Raw genomic sequence first — 19742 nt, 5'->3', positions numbered from 1 at the left:
ACACTAACTGGTGCTTTAGTTGAAGAAGGAAATAAAAAACGCTCAGAATATTTTCTGAGCGTTTTAGTTTGTTATTTCTAATGTTTATTAGCATTTTTCTCTTCCTAAACTGAACCCATTACTCGTATGAAGGACTCTTTTTATTCGGTATCTTTAGGTTGATATTCTAAAATATCCCCCGGTTGGCATTCTAATGCTTTACATATTGCTTCTAAAGTTGAAAAACGGACTGCTTTTGCTTTTCCATTTTTCAAGATAGAAAGGTTAGCCATTGTAATTCCAACCTTCTCCGAAAGTTCTGTTACACTCATTTTTCTTTTTGCTAACATTACATCAATATTAATAATAATTGCCATATTATTCACCTCAGACCGTTAAATCATTTTCTGATTTTATATCTATAGCATCTTTTAATAGTCTTTGGAGAACGGCAGCAAAGACCGCGATTACCATTGAAGCAAAAATCATAATCATTCCGATAATAATAATGCCAGGGGCATCATCTCTCTCTGCCACGAGATAGAAAAGTGGCATACCTAATACATATAATACACTAATTGCCAATGCGCTGTACTTAATATTTTTTAAAGCTTGAACAGATAACTCTGAGAATGCGTTGTTTTTATCAATATAGTTTAAAAGCTTAAATGTTTGGTACAGTGCGAAGTAATAAGGTATTGCTGTTGCGTATAAATTGATAAATACAAGATATTTAATATATGAAATATCTGGATATAATTCTGCGGCGAAATTTCCTATTTTAGGGACTAAAAAAATGCACATAGCAAGAACGGGGATTCCGATCAGAATCACAACGGTCTTTAAAAAGAGTGTGGATCCTTGTTTCATAAAAAGCACCTCATTTATTTATTATCTTATTAATTTAACATGAAATTTATTGTTTAACAATAAATTTTTATTCCTTTTAATCGAGGATTTATTGTTACACAAGTAATTAATGAAAAGGATGCTAAATCTTTTTTATAAGATAGATGACACATACCGGTATTTAATTAAGGAAAGAAAGAGAAAGTAACTATTGTTAGCTTTATAAGAATTGGGAACTAATAAAACATATGTAGGTTGTGGAATGAAAAAGGAAATAAGGTGTATTGAAATGAATGCAAAGTTTATGGAGGAACAATCATGGTTAATTATGGTGTGAAGATGAAAAAATTACTATTAGTGGGAGCTATAATAGTAAGCGTATTAAGTACGGAAAGTATGATGAATTATCATGCGGCCAAAGCTAAGGTGAAAAAAGTAGAACACCAGCCTAAAAATATAATTATGATGGTTATGGACGGAACGAGTTCAACGGCGACAACATTGGCTCGCTGGTATAAAGGGGCACCGCTTACGTTAGATCAAATTGTAACAGGAGGTGTTCGTACGTTTTCGGCGGAATCAGCTATTACAGACTCAGCGCCAGCAGCAACAGCATTAGCAACTGGAAATAAATCGAATTCAGGATATGTAGGCGTACTACCTTCTATTGTAAATTCACCTAACTTAAAGCCAATAAAAGAAGAGGACAAGTTACGGCCGGTCGCAAACGTATTGGAAGGTGCAAAACGTACTGGCCGTGCAACTGGAATTGTTGCTACATCTGAAATTCAGCATGCTACTCCGGCGGGATTCTCGGCTCACCATGTCAATCGCAAGCAATTTGACGTAATTGCGAAGCAGCAAGTATATCAAAATATAGATGTCGTATTAGGCGGGGGAAAAGCGGCGCTGCTACCTATGAAAAGTAATGGAATCCGAAAAGATGGTGAAAATTTAGTAAAGGTGATTCAAGACAAAGGATACGATTTTGTTGAAACGAAAGATGCGTTATTGAACTCCAAATCTAATAAAATTTGGGGCTCTTTCTCAAATCATGCTCTTGCGTTTGATATAGATCGTATAGCAACAAATCCAGAACAACCAACACTTTCTCAAATGACAGAAAAAGCAATTCAAACATTATCAAAAGACAAAGATGGTTTCTTTTTATTCGTAGAAGGTAGTAAGCCTGATTGGGCAGCGCATGCTAATGATCCAATTGGGATGATTAGTGATGTATTGGCATTTGATGAAGCGGTAGCAAAGGCATTACAATTTGCGAAGAAAGATGGGGATACGATGCTCATAGCTTTAACTGATCATGGTAACAGCGGTATCTCTATAGGGAATAGAAATACGACAAAAGGATACAATACTACACCGGTTTCTGCATACATTGATTCATTGAAAAAGGCGAAAATGACACTTGAAGGAACTATAAATAAACTGAAATCTGATTTATCAAATGTAGAAGATGTAGCTAAACTATACGGTTTGGATAATCTAACTCATGATGAAAAAGAAAAATTAAAAGCGGCAAAAAAGAAAATGGATGTAGGACGAATTCTTACTATATTATTGGCTAATCGTGCAAATATCGGCTTTACGACAGGAGGACATACAGGTGAGGATGTATTTTTACATTCTTATGGACCTCAAAAACCAGAAGGCTTAATCCAAAATACAGACATTGCGAAGACGATGGCGAAAGCGATGGGCTTTAACTTAGAAGAAGTAACGAATAAAATATTTTTAGAGAGTGAACAAGCCTTTAAGAAAGTCGGTGCAACTGTAACAGCTGACAAAACCGAAGGAGCAAACTCGTTACTCGTGGTAAAACATAATAAAGTAGAAGCACAACTATTTGGTAACAAAAATATAATTCGTATCAATGGTAAAGGGTATGAATTAGGAAGTATTATTGTAGAGAGTAATGGAAAGTGCTATGTACCAGAAGAAGCAATTCAACTATTTGTAAAGCATTCTCGTTAAAAAATTGCTAACCAGTTAAGCTAACTGGTGGCAATTTTTTGCGTTTATTCTAAATATAAGGGTTCGGATTGTTTTGGAAAGTTTTCCAGATGAGACTTGTATAAATGTTAAAGGGGAATTATATTTTTTTCTTACATTAAAAAATTTCGTTTTGTAGAATAGAGAATTTATACATATAGTAAAGTCTTAATGTATTATCAATTAATATTTATGAAAAATATATTAATACTTTAGAGTTTCTTTAATTTTCATTATTTCTTATTTAATATTATTCGTTATATTTATAATATGTTTATTTCAATTTATCGTATTGTAGCGCAGTTTCATATAATTATAAAGCAAGCATCAAAATAAAATCTCCACTAGAGTAAATTTATTATTTTTTTGCGTCTTTTTTATCCCGCTATTTGCTGGGCAGTAAGACCCCCACCTCAAAATTCAGCGAAAGCAAAGAAGTTAGGTGGGGATCGGGCTGCCTGTAAAAGCCCGATTGGTGAGGGCTGATTAAAGTTTCACTTTATTTACGAAAATTATTATGCAGCTAAGAAAACTGTAGTTCATTGAATTAGAGGTATATTAGAATTTAGTTGAAGAAAGAGAGAGGGAATAAAATGAATATAATGCACTTACGTCCTAAACAGCGGTCTAAGTATCGCATTATGCTAGGGACGTGGTATTACTCTACAAAGAGATACATTCAGTGGTTAGTAGACGGAAAAACATATGCAAAAAGGCTCCAACAAGAAAAGCTACCTTGTACAGCAATTCAGCACCGAACGATATTACTTCGTAAGCTCAAAGATGTAGATATGTGGTATCAACAGAATAAGGTTGTTAATTTGAAAATTGCTGTTAAAAAACTAAATGGTATCGTCATTAGACCAGGAGAAACATTTTCTTACTGGCGTTTAATAGGTAAGCCTACGAGGAAAAAAGGGTATGTAGAAGGTATGGTATTACACTACGGATCTTTTCAAACAGGTATTGGAGGAGGTCTTTGTCAGCTTTCGAATTTAATATATTGGATGACTTTACATACACCACTGACAGTAACAGAACGATATCGTCATAGCTTTGATGTCTTTCCTGATTCTAGGCGAACTCAACCGTTTGGGAGTGGAGCGACTTGTTCCTATAACTATTTGGATTTACAAATTAAAAATGAAACGGACCAACCGTATCAACTTCACCTTTATATGACAGATGAATATTTAGTTGGTGAATGGAGAACAGTCTATCCGCAACTTTATCAATATGAAGTGTATGAGAAAGAACACTCAATTCAACCTGCATACTGGGGCGGTTATATACGACATAATGTGATTCAACGTAAAGTATATAATCAACAGAAACAGTTAATAGAAGATCAATATGTAACGGAGAATCACGCTATAATGATGTACGAACCACTATTAGCTTGTAATAATGAGAATAGTGAGTAATGTGGTAATCCATAGATTAAATAGTATAGAAAATATTTAATTCTTATTTTTATTAAAAAAATATAAATCTCAGATTTACTGGATTTTGATTGTAACTAAGAACATATAAAAGTTCACTGTTATTTATAGGAGAGCCTGTTTGTTTTTCTATCTTTTGTATTTCACTCTGCATAAAAAAATATTTCTCAACATTTTATTTGTTGAAAAAGATTGAATATTCGTATTATAACGAATATTATGTTGTTATCGGCAAAAAACGATAATTTGCAGACACTGGGGAGGAAATACATTGAAAAAGAAAAAGAAATTAAAACCATTAGCGGTATTAACAACAGCAGCGGTACTAAGTAGTACGTTTGCTTTTGGAGGTCACGCAGCGTATGCTGAGACACCAACATCATCTCTACCAATAGATGAGCACTTAATACCGGAGGAGCGTTTGGCAGAAGCGCTAAAACAACGGGGGGTAATTGATCAATCTGCATCACAAGCTGAGACGTCAAAAGCTGTCGAAAAATATGTTGAGAAAAAGAAAGGGGAAAACCCTGGGAAAGAAATCTTAACAGGAGATAGTCTTACACAAGAAGCTTCTGATTTTATGAAAAAAGTAAAAGATGCAAAAATGAAGGAAAATGAACAGGCACAGCAGCCTGAAATAGGTCCAGTAGCTGGACAAGGTGCAGCATTAAATCCAGGGAAATTAAATGGAAAAGTACCTACTACATCAGCGAAGCAAGAAGAATACAATGGAGCTGTTCGAAAAGATAAAGTACTTGTTTTACTTGTAGAATTTAGCGATTTTAAGCATAACAATATTGATCAAGAGCCAGGATACATGTATTCTAAGGACTTTAATCGTGAACATTATCAAAAAATGTTATTTGGTGATGAACCATTCACTTTATTTGATGGATCGAAGATTAACACATTTAAGCAATATTATGAAGAACAATCTGGTGGTAGCTATACAGTTGATGGGACTGTAACAGAATGGCTTACTGTTCCAGGAAAAGCATCAGATTATGGTGCTGATGCGGGTACTGGGCATGATAACAAGGGGCCTTTAGGACCAAAAGATTTTGTGAAAGAAGCATTAAAAGCAGCGGTAGCAAAAGGAATCAATTTAGCAGACTATGACCAATTTGATCAATACGATCAAGATGGTGATGGAAATAAAAATGAGCCAGATGGAATTATTGATCATTTAATGGTTGTACATGCTGGCGTTGGTCAAGAAGCTGGCGGCGGTAAATTGAAAGATGATGCGATTTGGTCACATCGTTCAAAACTAGGTTCAAAACCATATGCAATTGATGGCACGAAATCTTCTGTTTCGAACTGGGGCGGAAAGATGGCTGCATACGATTATACAATCGAGCCTGAAGACGGAGCGGTTGGTGTGTTTGCACATGAGTATGGCCATGATTTAGGCTTACCAGATGAATATGATACAAAGTACTCAGGACAAGGTGAACCTGTTGAGTCATGGTCTATTATGAGTGGTGGTAGCTGGGCTGGAAAAATTGCAGGAACAGAGCCAACGAGTTTCTCACCACAAAATAAAGAGTTTTTCCAAAAGAATATGAAGGGGAATTGGGCGAATATCCTTGAAGTAGATTATGACAAACTTAGCAAAGGCATCGGTGTTGCGACATATGTAGATCAAAGTACTACAAAATCTAAACGACCTGGAATCGTTCGTGTTAACTTGCCGGACAAAGATATAAAAAATATCGAATCGGCGTTTGGTAAGAAGTTCTATTATAGTACAAAAGGAAATGACATTCATACAACACTTGAGACACCAATATTTGACTTAACAAATGCAAAGGATGCTAAGTTCGATTATAAGGCATTTTACGAACTTGAAGCGAAGTATGATTTCCTTGACGTATATGCGATTGCAGAAGATGGAACGAAGACACGCATTGATAGAATGGGCGAAAAAGATGTAAAAGGCGGCGCGGATACAACTGATGGTAAGTGGGTTGATAAATCATACGATTTAAGCCAATTCAAAGGAAAAAAAGTAAAACTGCAATTTGAGTACTTAACAGATATTGCAGTAGCTTATAAAGGATTTGCGTTAGATAATGCAGCATTAACTGTAGATGGAAAAGTTGTTTTCTCTGATGATGCAGAAGGTCAGCCAGCAATGACGTTAAAAGGCTTTACTGTGTCTAACGGATTTGAACAGAAAAAACATAATTACTATGTAGAGTGGAGAAATTACGCTGGTTCTGACACTGCGTTACAACATGCACGTGGCCCAGTATTTAATACAGGAATGGTTGTATGGTATGCGGATCAAAGCTTTACAGATAACTGGGTAGGCGTTCATCCAGGTGAAGGGTTCTTAGGAGTAGTAGATTCCCATCCAGAGGCAATTGTAGGGACATTAAACGGACAACCTACTGTGAAGAGCAGTACGCGTTATCAAATTGCCGATGCGGCATTCTCATTTGATCAAACACCAGCATGGAAAGTAAATTCACCAACTCGCGGTATCTTTGATTATAAAGGATTACCAGGAGTGGCAAAATTTGATGATTCTAAGCAATATATCAACAGCATCATTCCTGATGCAGGACGTAAGTTGCCGAAACTAGGACTGAAGTTTGAAGTAGTAGGCCAAGCTGAAGACAAGTCTGCAGGTGCGGTTTGGCTTCATCGATAAAATAAGGTAAAACGAAGAGGAGCTGCCACAAGTCGGTGAAACTGACTTATGACAGCTCTTTTCTTCTTGTGAAAAAACTCTCTGTTTTTTTATGTACTTATTGGAAAAATTCGAAGTTTCTTTGATACATAAAATGCTCCGTCTGTCCAATTATAGAAGCTATTTTGGACGTAAGAAATTTGTAAGTAATGAGTAAGAAAAAAGAGATTTTCATAGTATAAAATATTTATTATAGCTACTTTTAACACCTGATACTAATAGTGTGCTATAATATGAATTAGCAACAAAAAGGAAAGGAATTAGAACAATGACCTTAGAAAATACTAAAAATTTAAAAAAACAAGTTGCTCCTTTTGAAAAATCAACGATTAAAAAAAGTGTTTGGCAACTGATCAACACAATCGTGCCATTTATTATTTTATGGTACCTTGCTTATAAAAGTTTGTCAGTTTCTTATTGGTTAACATTAGTTCCAGCACTGTTAGCCGCTGGATTTATGACAAGGATTTTCATTATTTTTCATGATTGCACCCATTATTCGTTCTTTAAAAGTCGACGTGCAAATAGAATAGTTGGAACGTGTATGGGTGTTTTAACATTATTCCCATTTGATCAGTGGGGGCATGAACATTCTATTCACCACGCTACAAGTGGTAATTTGGATAAGAGGGGTACAGGGGATATTTGGACGCTTACAGTAGATGAATATGTAGCAGCACCATTTAGACTCCGTTTAGCATATCGTTTATATCGCAATCCATTCGTTATGTTTGGGTTAGGCCCGATTTATGTTTTCCTGCTTAAAAATAGATTTAACCGAAAAGGTGCTAGAAAAAAAGAACGTATGAACACTTATTTAACAAATATTTTAATCGTTGCTATTATAGGAATGCTTTGCTGGGCAATTGGATGGCAATCGTTTCTTTTAGTACATGGTTCTATATTTTTAATAGCAGGTTCAATAGGTATTTGGTTGTTTTACGTACAGCACACATTTGAGGATTCTTATTTTGAAGAGGATAAAGATTGGGAATATGTGAAAGCGGCAGTGGAAGGAAGTTCTTTTTATAAGCTTCCTAAAATTTTGCAATTCTTAACTGGTAATATTGGATTCCATCATGTTCACCATTTAAGCCCAAGAGTACCTAACTATAAACTAGAAGAGGCACACAATAATACGCTTCCGTTAAAAAATGTACCAACGATTACGCTTGCTACAAGCTTACAATCACTACGTTTCCGTCTTTGGGATGAGAAAAGTAACAATTTTGTTAGCTTTAAAGATGTCAAAAATATAATTAAAAATAATGTTTCTGTTCGAGTGAAATCTGAACTATAATTGCATCGTATATAATACTCCCCTTAATCATTTTCGATTTAAGGGGAGTTTGTGTTTAAAGAGTAGATGCCAGATAAGAAGAAAATTTACATAATTCAAATTGTAATTGAAGCAGATTAGGAATAGCTCGTACGTAAGTACAAATATAAGATGACAGTAAATGCATTATGTTAACAAATTTATAGTAAATGGGGAATCGTACAACATTATATCCAAAAATAAGAAAAGACTTGAACGGAAATTCCATTCATTTTTCTTGGTGTTCCTCATTCCATACACTTAAATAGGACGCATATTCTAATTCATCTGGATTCTTATGTAACATAGAAATGAATTCTAATTTATTTCCATCACAATCTAGAAAGTATACACTTGCAGCAGGCATCCACCTTTGGACAATTGGCTCTTGATTTCCTTTTCCTTGACTTCCTATCACTGCTATTCGACGTTCCTCTAACCACGCTTTAGAAGTCATTAAAAACTCTAAATTTACACCAAAAGCAAAATGTCTCGGCTCAAAGTCTTCAATGTTATGTACTTCCCATAGTCCAAGCATTTGTTGTTTATTTTCTCCGACCCAAAAGAAAGCCACTCTTCTTTTGGAGAGTTTTCTTGCTAACGTTAATCCTAGCTTGTTTTGATAGAAATTTATTGCGTTTTCTAAATTTCTTACATGTAAATGAGTTTCGTATATGTTCTGTATTATTATGATCATTCCTTTCTTTATTGGTAACTACCAATTAAATAGTGAATGTAATTTTAAAGTTGAAATATGTATAAGCCTAGTAATGTACATCTATATCCGATATACCTAGTTACTATTATATTGAAATTGGAATGTGATAAATCCCACTGAGGTAGTAAGTGTTTAAATGAACACTCTACTACTTTTGTAGGAGAGGGGATATATCTATTAAATTCAGATGAAATCATATTTAAATAATGAAAAACGCTATTCTTTTCGTAAGAATAGAGTTTTTTTATGTTTTTAAGTTGGTGGCCATAGGGTAGAATTTGAAAAATGAGGATTTACAAAGCTAAGAAATTTGACTCCACAAAAAAATCGATTTCCTGTGGAGTTAAAGGAATCGACTTTTTTATTTACCTTGATATATTAACGCAGCTATTAACTTAATAGTAAATAAGTATAATCCACTATTTCTCCCAAAGTTCGATCAATCGACCTTCAGGATCCTTAATCCAAATAAACTTTCCAAATTCACTGATTTCTTCTTTCTTCTCAAGAGGTACACCAATATTCTCAAGATGCTTTATAGTCTCGTTTAGATTATGTACTTCGAAATTTAACATCACTTGTTGTTCTTTTGGAAAATAATTGTCATTCTCTGTAAAGAAAGAAAAGATGGTCTCATTTCCTAACTGGGGTTTAATCACAGTTCCATTCCAATCTTCTATATCAAGTTTCAACACTTCACTGTACCATTTTTTTATAACTTCAAGATTCTTAGTTCTCCAAAATATTCCTCCAAAACCTTTTATCATCGTATCTAACTCCTGTCTATCTTTAAATATATATTAAATATATCAAAACAAAACAGTAATAGTAAGCAGAATCATCAACTTATGAATAGTAAAAATAGTAATTGTTAGTATTATAGTATTTACTACATTAACACTTTCTACAACATCATTAGCAGAACTTGAAATTTCGGGAAAGGTATAGAAATGCTCATTTTTCAACCCAAAGTTCACCTGAGCAATCCAGAACTTAAAGTGTTATAAATAATTCTTTCAATAGTAGGGGGAAATGAGAGAAGGAACGATAAAAGACCACACATGAAGTGAAACGCCATGTGTGGTCTTTTATGTATCGTCAAATATTACGAAGTCTCGCTAATTTTAGTTTCACTATGAGTGTTAGTAGAATTTCTTTTCTTAACTTTAAAGTGATAGTAAGTGTAGCAAAAGATGATAAATGGGACAGTGCAATAGATTCCAAGTCGTTGTTCTGGGATAAAAATAAGACTGATTAATATAATGCCATACAATCCAAAACCAAGAATTGGTACGAGTGGATAAAGTGGCGTTTTAAATTTTAAGTCTTCTAATTTTCCGCCGTCTGCTAAATAATGTTTGCGGAAAAAGAATTGAGAAACACAAATTGACATCCAAACAATAATGGTAATGACTCCGGAAATTGAAATGAGCCACAAGTAAACAGTTTCAGCAGCTACTACGCTTGTCAAAAGAGAAAAAGCAGAAATAGCTATCGTCATGATTAAAGCGTTGAGAGGAATCCCACGTGATGATAATTTCTTTAAAAAGGCTGGAGCCATTTCGTTTTTTGATAAAGACCAAAGCATTCGAGTAGCAGCGTATAGTCCTGAGTTTGCAACAGAAAGAACAGCAGTAAGAATAACAAAGTTCATAATATCAGCTGCATATGGAATACCGATATTATCAAAAACAGCAACGAATGGGCTCTTTGTTAATCCAGCTTCTTCCCAAGGAATTAAAGCAACAAGAACAAAGATTGCTAAGACGAAGAAAAACATCGTGCGCCATATAATATTTCTAATAGAACGAGGTAAAGTTTTTGCTGGATCTTCACTTTCACCTGCTGCGATTCCAACAAGTTCTGTACCTTGGAAGGAATAGTTGACTGTAACCATTGTTAAAAGAATAGCGGCAAGTCCATTTGGGAATAAACCACCATGATTTACGAAATTTGATAATAGCGGAGCGGGTTCGTCACCTTTTAAATCAATAAAACCGAACATAGCGGCGCCGCCAAGAATAATGAAAGCGATAATGGCAGATACTTTTATACTTGAAAACCAAAATTCTGTTTCTGCATAACTACGAGCAGATAATGCGTTAATAGTGAAGATTGTAACGCCAAATATTAAACACCAAACCCAAACAGGAATATCAGGAAACCAGCGCTGCATTGTAATGCCGGCAGTTGTAAATTCAAGACCGGTCGTATTCGCCCAGCTTAACCAATACAACCATCCGATTGTAAAGCCAGTTGCAGGATTGATGAACTTAGTGGCATATTCTTGGAAAGAACCTGAAACAGGCATGGCTACAGCAAGTTCACCAAGACATAGCATAACGAAATACATTAATAATCCACCGGCCATAAAAGCAAGTACGGATCCGCCAGGTCCAGCTTGACTTATAATAAAGCCAGATCCGTTAAATAACCCCGTTCCAATCACACCACCGAGTGCAATCATGAATAAGTGTCTACTTTTCATCGTCCGTTTTAATTCATTGTTTGTATTGCTTACTTGCGCCATTGTTTTCCTCACTTTCATAGTTGATAGAATAAAGTTTGATGTTTTTCCGTATTATGGAATGTATTCCGTGATGTGAAATCTTGTTATAATTTTCAGATAATTAAAAAGAAAAGTCAATATTTTTTTGTTTGCGTTTTCAATTCTTTGTTAGTGATATGTTTTTATTGTTAGAAAATTAAATAAATAGATTGATTTCATTTCGAATGTTTGCTAAATTGATAGTTAATTAAGCATACTAACATATTACGAGTAAAGTTGAGGCGAGTTATGGTACAGTCCATTGATCGAGCGATAAGTATTATTAAATTATTGAATTCTACAAATGAAAAAGAGTATTGGGCTATTTCTGATATAGCTGATGGAACACATCTCCCGGTTAGTACAGTACATAGATTACTTAACTCTTTAATGGAGCATGGGTTAGTTACACAAATTTCAGAGACAAAACAGTACAAAATTGGACCAATGTGGATGGAAATAGGGTTACGTCAATTGGAGAAGGTAGACTACAGATCTGTTGCAAGAGAAGTGATGAAACGTTTAGCTGCTGAAGTGGAGGAAAGTGTCTATTTAAATATTCCAAACGGAACACATTCTATTATCATTGAAAGAATTGATAGTCCTTTAAAAATTCGAGTTATCGATAATCTAGGGGAACAAATTCCACTTTCAATTGGTGCCGCAAATAAAACGATGCTTGCCAATATGAAAACGAATGAAATGGAACATATTGTAGAAAATTTACTTTCTTCATTACCAGAACAAAAGCAAATTCTTCTTAATCAAATAAAGCAAATAAAAAATGAAGGATATGCTGTCAGTTATGGTGAAAAAACAGAAGGGACAGCTTCAGTAGCTGCACCTATTATCGGATTTAATCATAAAGTAGTAGGAGCATTAAGTGTTGGGTTAATTAGTCATCGTATTAATGATGATCGACTATCTTTTCTTATTAGCAAGGTAAAACAAGCGGCTCATGAAATATCAATAAAAATCGGCAGTACATCAGAACTATAATTTTGATAGCTGTCGTCATTTTTTTATTCATATAATGGAATTAGTTTTCATAATGTGGAAAAATAGGGGGATTTATATGTCAAAGTGGCAATCAAAAGAACAATTGATTCAATTATTAAGCGGTCTTGTTGAAATTCCTAGTATTACCGGTTCAGAAGCTGAAGTAATATTGCCAGACTTTGTTGTGGAACAGTTATCTGATTTACAGTACTTCAAAGAAAACCCGCATCATTTACAAAAAAATCCGACAGGGGACGGACGATATTTTGTTACAGCACTAGTAAAGAAAAGCGATAGTATAAAAAATACTGTAATTCTAGTAAGTCACTTTGATGTTGTAGATGTACAAGATTACGGAGTGTGGAAAGAAGATGCATTTAATCCTAAAAAGTTAACATCTATGTTTTATTCTCATAAAGATGAACTTCCAGACCATGTACGTGAAGATATAGAACATGGGGAATGGCTGTTTGGTAGAGGAACAATGGATATGAAATGCGGTCTAGCATTACAAATGGCAATGATTGAACAAGCATGTGAAGGAAGATTCGATGGGAATGTTCTTTTATTGGCTGTACCAGATGAAGAAGTGAATTCTGTAGGGATGAGGGCCGCTGTTCCAAGACTGTTAGATTTAGCTAGAGAGCATAACTTAGATTATAAAACGGTCTTAAACTCAGAGCCTATGTTTTCAAGACATCCTGGTGACCAAAATAAGTATATTTACACTGGCTCTATTGGTAAAGTGTTACCTGGTTTTCTTTGCTATGGAAAAGAGACACATGTAGGTGAACCTTTTGCAGGCTTAAATGGGAGTTATATGGCTTCATTAATAACAGCAGAATTAGAGTTAAACACAGACCTTTGTGATATTGTAGAAGGGGAAGCGAGTCCTCCGCCAACTAACTTACTTCAAAGGGACTTAAAGGAGGATTATTCTGTACAAATTCCGCATCGTGCAGTTACATTATTTAATTTGTTTTTATTAGAAAAATCAATGACAGATGTAGTTTCATTGTTACGTCAAAAAGTAACGAAAGTAGCAGAGAAAATAGAAGAGTCGTATGAAAAACATGCATATCGTTTTTCTAAATATAATCCATTTATACCACCTAATCTTAAAGTAAATGTATTAACTTATGAAGAGCTTATCACATATGCAATTGAGCAACATGGACAAGAAAAAATAAATCATATTCAATCTAATATTATAAAAAATAGAGAAGATAAAGATGATCGTGCGGTAACGATTGATTTAGTAGATAAATTAGCGATTTTATGTAAAGAAAAGGCACCGATGATTGTACTTTTCTTCGCTCCGCCGTACTATCCAGCTGTGAGTTCGCGCAACAATCCTTTAATAAAAGAGGTAGTTGTAGAAATGGAAAAGTATGCACACTACAATCATAAGATTACATTTGAAAACCAAAATTATTTTGGGGGGATTTCAGATTTAAGCTATGTAGGCTTGCAGTATCCACTGGATTCAATGAGTTCTCTTGTAGACAATATGCCATTATGGGATAAAGGTTATTCAATTCCACTTCAGGAATTAGAAGAGTTTGATGTTCCAGTATTAAATATGGGGCCGGTAGGAAAAGATGCACATCAATGGACAGAACGTCTAGATGTAAACTACGCATTTGAAACACTAATAGATATGTTACCGAAATGCATTGAAAAATTATTAGTTTCTAATAAAATTACACAATCATAGTAGGGAATAGGTAAGGGATAAAACAGAACCTTTAAAGAAGATTCGAATGAAATTATTTTAATATAATTAAAAAGCGGAACGGCCAAGCTCAATTTTATATGAGTTTGGCCGTTTATCATGTAGTGAATTTTTAATTAAAATTATGTGAATTCATAGCTAACGTAATCTCTTTTATAGTTTTATTTTTTAGTTTGACCAGATAGTTCAACAGACTTTTGCGTACAACGTTGCATAGCTGAAATAATCGCTGTTCGTAATCCTTTTTCCTCTAATGTTGCTACAGCTTCTATTGTCGTTCCACCAGGAGAACAAACCATATCTTTCAATTCACCTGGATGTATTCCTGTTTCTAGTACCATTTTTGCAGAGCCTAACACAGCTTGAGCAGCGAATTTATATGCTTGATTTCTTGGCATACCATCTAGTACAGCAGCATCTGCCATCGCTTCTATAATCATATATACATAAGCTGGTGAAGAACCACTTACAGATGTTACAACATCCATTAATTTTTCACTTACGATCTCTGTTTGACCAAAACTATTGAAAATGTTTAGTACATCTTCTAAATCTTTTTCTGTCACCATTTCATTAGGGCATAATGCAGACATTCCTTCTCCAACAAGAGCAGGAGTATTAGGCATTACTCTTACAACCTTTAATTTTTTATTAAAGGCATTTTCAGTACTTTCAATACTTTTCCCAGCAGCGATCGTAATGATGATAGCATCGTTTTTGATTACTTCTTTTATTTCATTAATTATTGATGCGTATAGGTCTGGTTTGATTGATAAAATTAAAATATCAGCATTTTTAGCTACTTTATTGTTGTCGGTAGTTGTAGTTAGCCCATATTTTTCACTAGCATTTTTTAAATTAGCAGTGTTTAAATCTGAACAAATAATATGATTTGAAGACACTATATTTTTGTTTATCATTCCGCCAATCATAGCCATTCCCATATTTCCGCAACCGATGAATCCAATTTGTTTATCCATAATAACTCAATCTTGCTCCTTTTATAATCAATTATATCGGTTTGATATTATTTTCTTAGAATAAGAATAACATCCCTGTGCAATATAAAGAAACATTCTAAGAGAATATATTCCTTTTTGCAACACTAAAAGATAAAAATTAATTATATTCGACATTATGTAAATATATACACTATAATTTAAGATTTTATGTTTATGAATATGAGTTAAACTTATATCATTTTGTATTTTCATTCAGTAGGGTGATAATTTCATACAAATAACTTGTGGCTCTATTTATTTTTAAAAATACCTCTTGACACCGAATCGAACTATATCGCATAATATAAAAAAATTAGATTGAAAATCGTTGAAGGGAATTAGTACATATGTCTTCTTGCGAAAGAGAGTGGAATTCACCGGCTGAAAGATTCCTCGTATAGAATATATCGAACCTATCCCTGAGTCTTAAATGAAAGTTTAGGCGTTCGCCTGCGTTATAGGCACCAAGTGGATATCTATGTATATCAATTAAGGTGGTACCGCGGAACAATGACCGTTTCGTCCTTTTTATTTTATTAAGGGCGAAGCGGTCATTTTTATTTTGCTCTTAAATACTTCAGTGCAGCATTGATGAGAATAGATATAGTTACAAAGTGAATGAAGTGTAATTTATAAAAAACTTTGATTTTAGACTTGGGGGATAAAAAAGTGAAAAAACAACGAGTTGTTGTAAAGATTGGGAGTAGTTCCTTGGCAGATAGTCACGGAGGCATCTCTACAGAACAGCTTTCAGATCACGTTGCCGCATTGGCTCGGTTGAAAGCTGATGGGCACGAGGTTGTGTTAATTACATCTGGAGCCGTCGCTGCAGGTTTTTCAGCGCTAGGATATCCTAGCAGACCTGTAACGATTAAAGGGAAACAGGCTGCAGCAGCTGTCGGACAAAGTTTGTTAATGCAGGCGTACACGGAGGAATTCCGTAAATATGGCATCGTTACTGCGCAACTTTTGTTGACGAGAAGTGATTTTTCTAGAAAAGAACAGTATAGTAATGCTTACGCTACGTTAGGAGAATTATTAAACCGTTCCGCTCTTCCAATTATTAATGAAAATGATTCCATCTCTTTAGAGGAGCTGACGTTCGGTGATAATGATATGCTGTCAGCTTTAGTAAGCGGACTTGTTTCGGCGGATATGCTTATGATCTTTACAGATGTGAACGGGTTATATGACAAAAATCCTCAGAAAAATGCGGATGCAAAAAAATATTATTTTCTTCCTGAAGTTACGGAAGAAATTTCTTCTCTTGCAGGAGATGCTGGCTCAAAACTTGGGACTGGCGGTATGAAATCAAAAATCGATGCTGCAAAGACAGCACTCTCTCTTGGTGTGAGTGTATTTATCGGAACAGGACGTGGACAGGAAAAGTTTGTAGATGTTTTGAAGGGTAAGGGTGATGGAACGTATGTCGGTAATGCTCCTCAAAAAGAAATGAAGATGAACAAGCAATGGATTGCCTTGCATTCGCTTGTTAGCGGACAAATTGAAGTAGATGCTGGGGCAGCTACTGCCATCATTCAGCATGGTAAGAGTTTACTTCCAGCTGGTGTTACGAATGTATCAGGATTTTTCCAAGTGGGTGAAGTTGTAGAGGTTGTAACGCAACAAGGGCGCGTAATAGGAAAAGGACAATGCACATATAGTGCAGAGGAACTAAGAGATGTAAAAGGTATGCAAAGCCAAGATATTCAAGTAAGAGGCGAGAGACATAGTTATGAAGTCATCCATAGGGATCATTGGGTTTCACTTTAAAAAGGAGGAAATAAAAATGAATGAAGTGTTGGCAAAGGGGATAAAAGCAAAAGAGGTTGTTAGGGAACTTGTACTAAAATCTACAAATCAAAAAAACGAAGCACTTGCTGCAATTGCAAATCAATTAATAAGTGAAACAGCTTATATTTTAGAGGAAAACAAACGGGATATAGAAGAAGGTAAGGCAAAAGGGTTTTCTGATTCTCTCCTTGATCGCCTTATGCTGAATGAACAGCGTATTGTTGATATGACAGAAGGGATTAAGCAGCTAATTGAATTACGTGATCCTGTAGGAGAATGTGTAAGTGCATGGGAAAGGCCAAATGGACTATCTATTCAGGAAATGCGCGTACCACTTGGTGTTGTTGGGATGATTTATGAGGCAAGACCGAATGTAACAGTGGATGCTGCTACAATTTGTTTGAAAACAGGAAACGCAGTCATATTACGTGGTAGTTCTTCTGCTATTCATTCTAATAAAGCGATCGTTGCCGTTATTCACAGGGCGCTCAAACAAACAAGCTTACCTCAAGAAAGCGTCCAGCTTATAGAAGATACAACGCGAGATAGCGCAAAGCAGTTGTTTACAATGAAGGATTATCTAGACGTTCTTATTCCAAGAGGTGGCAAACAATTAATCGATACTGTTGTGAGAGAAGCGTCTGTTCCAGTACTTGAAACAGGTGCGGGAAATTGTCATATATTCATTGATGAAACAGCGGATAAACAAATGGCATTGGATATTATTATAAATGCAAAAACGCAGCGTCCATCTGTATGTAATGCGATTGAAACGATTGTTCTTCATGAGAAGTGGGCAGAGAAATATGGTAGCGAGTTGTTTTCTTCTTTGAAGGATAGAGGTGTGGAGCTACGTGGTGATCAAAAAGCATTTGCAATGGATTCTTCAATTGTACTTGCTTCAGAAGAAGACTGGGGGACAGAATTTTTATCTCTTACACTAGCAGTGAAAGTGGTTTCCACTGTTGAAGAAGCGATTCATCATATAAATACGTATGGATCTATGCATTCTGAAGCAATTATTACTGAAAACGAGGAAAACGTCAGCAAGTTTTTTACTTCTGTAGATGCCGCGGCACTTTATCATAATGCATCGACTCGTTTTACAGATGGATCCGAATTTGGATTCGGAGCGGAAATTGGTATCAGTACACAAAAGTTACACGTAAGAGGCCCAATGGGGCTTCCAGCATTAACTTCTACAAAATATGTGATTCGTGGAAATGGACAAATTCGAAAATAATAATAAAAGACACTCAATTGGCTTGGGTGTCTTTTATTATAAAAATTATTTACCATACAAATAGCCCAACGAGCATAGCGCTTAATAAAGAAACAGCCATCCCGCTAACAAGAAGCTTCCAAACATTTTTACCGATGATTGATGATTTTTCTCCGCCAAATAATGAATTGTAAGTTCCGTAAATCATACCTACTGTACTAAAGTTAGCAAAAGAAGCTAGAAATGTCGTTGCAACCGCAACCGTATGCGGTTGTAGCGACTTTAAGTTTGATTTTAAATCCATCATTGCAACAAATTCATTCGTCGTTATTTTGATCCCCATTAATTCAGCTACATACATAGCATCACTGCCTGATAAACCGAGTAAAAATGCAAAAGGACTAAAGATAATGGAGAAGATTTTTTGAATTGTTAACCCCGTTACAAAAAATCCTAAAATCCCATTTAAACATGCTGTTAAAGCTACATAACCAATTACCATAGCTAAAATAACGATAACCATATTCATCCCAACTAACATACTGTTTGAAATAGTAGAAAAGAAATCCTTTTTTTCATGTTTTGAAGGTGTGTAAACAACGTCTTCTTCTTTCGAAACTTCCACAGGATTTAATACATTGGCTAAAATTAATGCGTTAATACAGTTTAATGGGATTGCGCTGAAAATATATGTTGCTGGAACCATTGATAAATAAGCACCAAGAATGGATCCGCTAACGCTACTCATACTCATAATTCCAAAAGTTAATAATCGATTTTCTTTTAAAACAGATAATTGATCACGAACAACCGCAAGTGCTTCGGTGTTTCCTAAAAACATCATTTGAATCGAAAAGAAACTTTCTAACTTTGGTAAACGAGAAATCTTTGAAATAACTGCACCTACTTTATCAATAATCCAAGTTAAGATTCCAAAATAAGAAAGAATATCAAAGAACGTGATAACAAAAATGATAGGAAGTAACGCGCTAAAGAAGAAATCAATGTGTGGACTGTCCATAGCGGAAGGAAATGCAAATCGAATTCCTTCATTCGCACATGCCAGTAGCCAACTGAAAAATGACGCAATTTTATTAATGATAATACTGCCTAGCTTTGTGCCCAACATAAACCACGTAATAAAAAGCTCCAATATGATGAGGATTACAATTGGTCTCCATTTTATATGTTTTTTATTAGGCGAACATAAGAAAACGATTAATATGACAACGAAAATCCCTAACATATTTAATATGAAATGCATGTCAACCACTCCTTGAGCTTTATTATTTGTATATAAAAAAGCTCTTATTCTTCTTAATTTAGAATGAATGTGGTTTAATTTATATTTTTGTAAATTCTAAAAGAATAGAAGGTAAAATTCGATAAAGATAGAATTTAATACATAGCAAACAAGGAGGGGATAAAA

The 19742-nt window shown here is 34.8% G+C and carries 15 protein-coding genes and 1 other annotated feature; of the genes, 8 read left to right on the top strand and 7 right to left on the bottom strand.

Features of this window, described 5'->3' with window-relative positions:
* Positions 1-140 precede the first annotated feature (140 nt).
* Both AC1Q8M_RS11195 and AC1Q8M_RS11190 read right to left on the bottom strand, forming a co-directional pair.
* The gene (locus tag AC1Q8M_RS11195) at positions 141-356 is read right to left on the bottom strand and encodes a helix-turn-helix domain-containing protein (RefSeq protein ID WP_000974623.1); all 216 of its coding nucleotides are present in this window, start codon (positions 354-356) and stop codon (positions 141-143) included.
* A gap of 10 nt (positions 357-366) precedes the next feature.
* The gene (locus AC1Q8M_RS11190; RefSeq protein ID WP_000809125.1) at positions 367-849 is read right to left on the bottom strand and encodes a DUF2975 domain-containing protein; all 483 of its coding nucleotides are present in this window, start codon (positions 847-849) and stop codon (positions 367-369) included.
* Between the two features lie 297 nt (positions 850-1146).
* Between AC1Q8M_RS11190 and AC1Q8M_RS11185 the strand changes: the two genes are divergently transcribed.
* The 4 genes from AC1Q8M_RS11185 to desA all read left to right on the top strand — a co-directional run bounded on the left by AC1Q8M_RS11185 (position 1147) and on the right by desA (position 8278).
* Positions 1147-2820 carry an alkaline phosphatase gene (locus AC1Q8M_RS11185; protein WP_000248720.1) on the top strand — a complete coding sequence of 558 codons (1674 nt, stop codon included), beginning with the start codon at positions 1147-1149 and terminating at the stop codon, positions 2818-2820.
* A gap of 611 nt (positions 2821-3431) precedes the next feature.
* Positions 3432-4262 (top strand): VanW family protein, encoded by an 831-nt coding sequence (locus tag AC1Q8M_RS11180; protein WP_098855443.1) that lies wholly within the window; start codon positions 3432-3434, stop codon positions 4260-4262.
* Positions 4263-4551: 289 nt separating this feature from the next.
* A complete protein-coding gene (locus tag AC1Q8M_RS11175; protein WP_098361017.1) occupies positions 4552-6939 on the top strand; it encodes an immune inhibitor A domain-containing protein in 2388 nt (795 codons plus the stop codon).
* Between the two features lie 307 nt (positions 6940-7246).
* Positions 7247-8278: a Delta(5) desaturase DesA gene (gene desA, locus AC1Q8M_RS11170; protein WP_000171496.1), complete on the top strand. Its 1032-nt coding sequence runs from the start codon at positions 7247-7249 to the stop codon at positions 8276-8278.
* A 247-nt stretch (positions 8279-8525) separates the two neighbouring features.
* On the opposite strand, the gene AC1Q8M_RS11165 is transcribed toward desA, so the two are convergent.
* The 3 genes from AC1Q8M_RS11165 to AC1Q8M_RS11155 form a co-directional block, all read right to left on the bottom strand.
* A complete protein-coding gene (locus tag AC1Q8M_RS11165; protein WP_025117857.1) occupies positions 8526-8984 on the bottom strand; it encodes a VOC family protein in 459 nt (152 codons plus the stop codon).
* 449 nt (positions 8985-9433) lie between these two features.
* Positions 9434-9781 carry a VOC family protein gene (locus tag AC1Q8M_RS11160; RefSeq protein WP_000589590.1) on the bottom strand — a complete coding sequence of 116 codons (348 nt, stop codon included), beginning with the start codon at positions 9779-9781 and terminating at the stop codon, positions 9434-9436.
* A gap of 338 nt (positions 9782-10119) precedes the next feature.
* Entirely contained in the window at positions 10120-11544 is a 1425-nt protein-coding gene (locus AC1Q8M_RS11155; RefSeq protein WP_000079995.1) for an amino acid permease, read from the bottom strand.
* 267 nt (positions 11545-11811) lie between these two features.
* Here AC1Q8M_RS11155 and AC1Q8M_RS11150 point away from each other — a divergent pair, with 267 nt between their 5' ends.
* Together AC1Q8M_RS11150 and AC1Q8M_RS11145 are read left to right on the top strand one after the other, a co-directional pair.
* Positions 11812-12561, top strand: a complete 750-nt coding sequence (locus AC1Q8M_RS11150) for an IclR family transcriptional regulator (protein WP_000250751.1) — start codon at positions 11812-11814, stop codon at positions 12559-12561.
* A 52-nt stretch (positions 12562-12613) separates the two neighbouring features.
* Entirely contained in the window at positions 12614-14278 is a 1665-nt protein-coding gene (locus tag AC1Q8M_RS11145; protein WP_115609908.1) for a M20/M25/M40 family metallo-hydrolase, read from the top strand.
* Positions 14279-14457: 179 nt separating this feature from the next.
* Here AC1Q8M_RS11145 and proC read toward each other — a convergent pair whose 3' ends face one another.
* Positions 14458-15276, bottom strand: a complete 819-nt coding sequence (proC, locus tag AC1Q8M_RS11140; RefSeq protein ID WP_000360722.1) for a pyrroline-5-carboxylate reductase — start codon at positions 15274-15276, stop codon at positions 14458-14460.
* A 340-nt stretch (positions 15277-15616) separates the two neighbouring features.
* Positions 15617-15827: a binding site (T-box leader), on the top strand.
* Positions 15828-15966: 139 nt separating this feature from the next.
* Here proC and proB point away from each other — a divergent pair.
* Together proB and proA are read left to right on the top strand one after the other, a co-directional pair.
* Complete coding sequence (gene proB / locus AC1Q8M_RS11135) at positions 15967-17070, top strand: glutamate 5-kinase (protein WP_000744798.1); 1104 nt, start codon at positions 15967-15969, stop codon at positions 17068-17070.
* Between the two features lie 16 nt (positions 17071-17086).
* On the top strand, positions 17087-18334 hold the full coding sequence (gene proA, locus AC1Q8M_RS11130; RefSeq protein ID WP_001006625.1) for a gamma-glutamyl phosphate reductase: 1248 nt from the start codon (positions 17087-17089) through the stop codon (positions 18332-18334).
* A gap of 49 nt (positions 18335-18383) precedes the next feature.
* Here proA and AC1Q8M_RS11125 read toward each other — a convergent pair whose 3' ends face one another.
* Positions 18384-19577, bottom strand: a complete 1194-nt coding sequence (locus AC1Q8M_RS11125) for a NupC/NupG family nucleoside CNT transporter (protein ID WP_000545481.1) — start codon at positions 19575-19577, stop codon at positions 18384-18386.
* Positions 19578-19742 lie beyond the last annotated feature (165 nt).

Source organism: Bacillus sp. GW823-FHT06A10 (assembly GCF_058795375.1).
The sequence above is the reverse complement of the archived record's forward strand: the minus strand, read 5'-3'. Positions and strand labels throughout refer to the sequence as shown.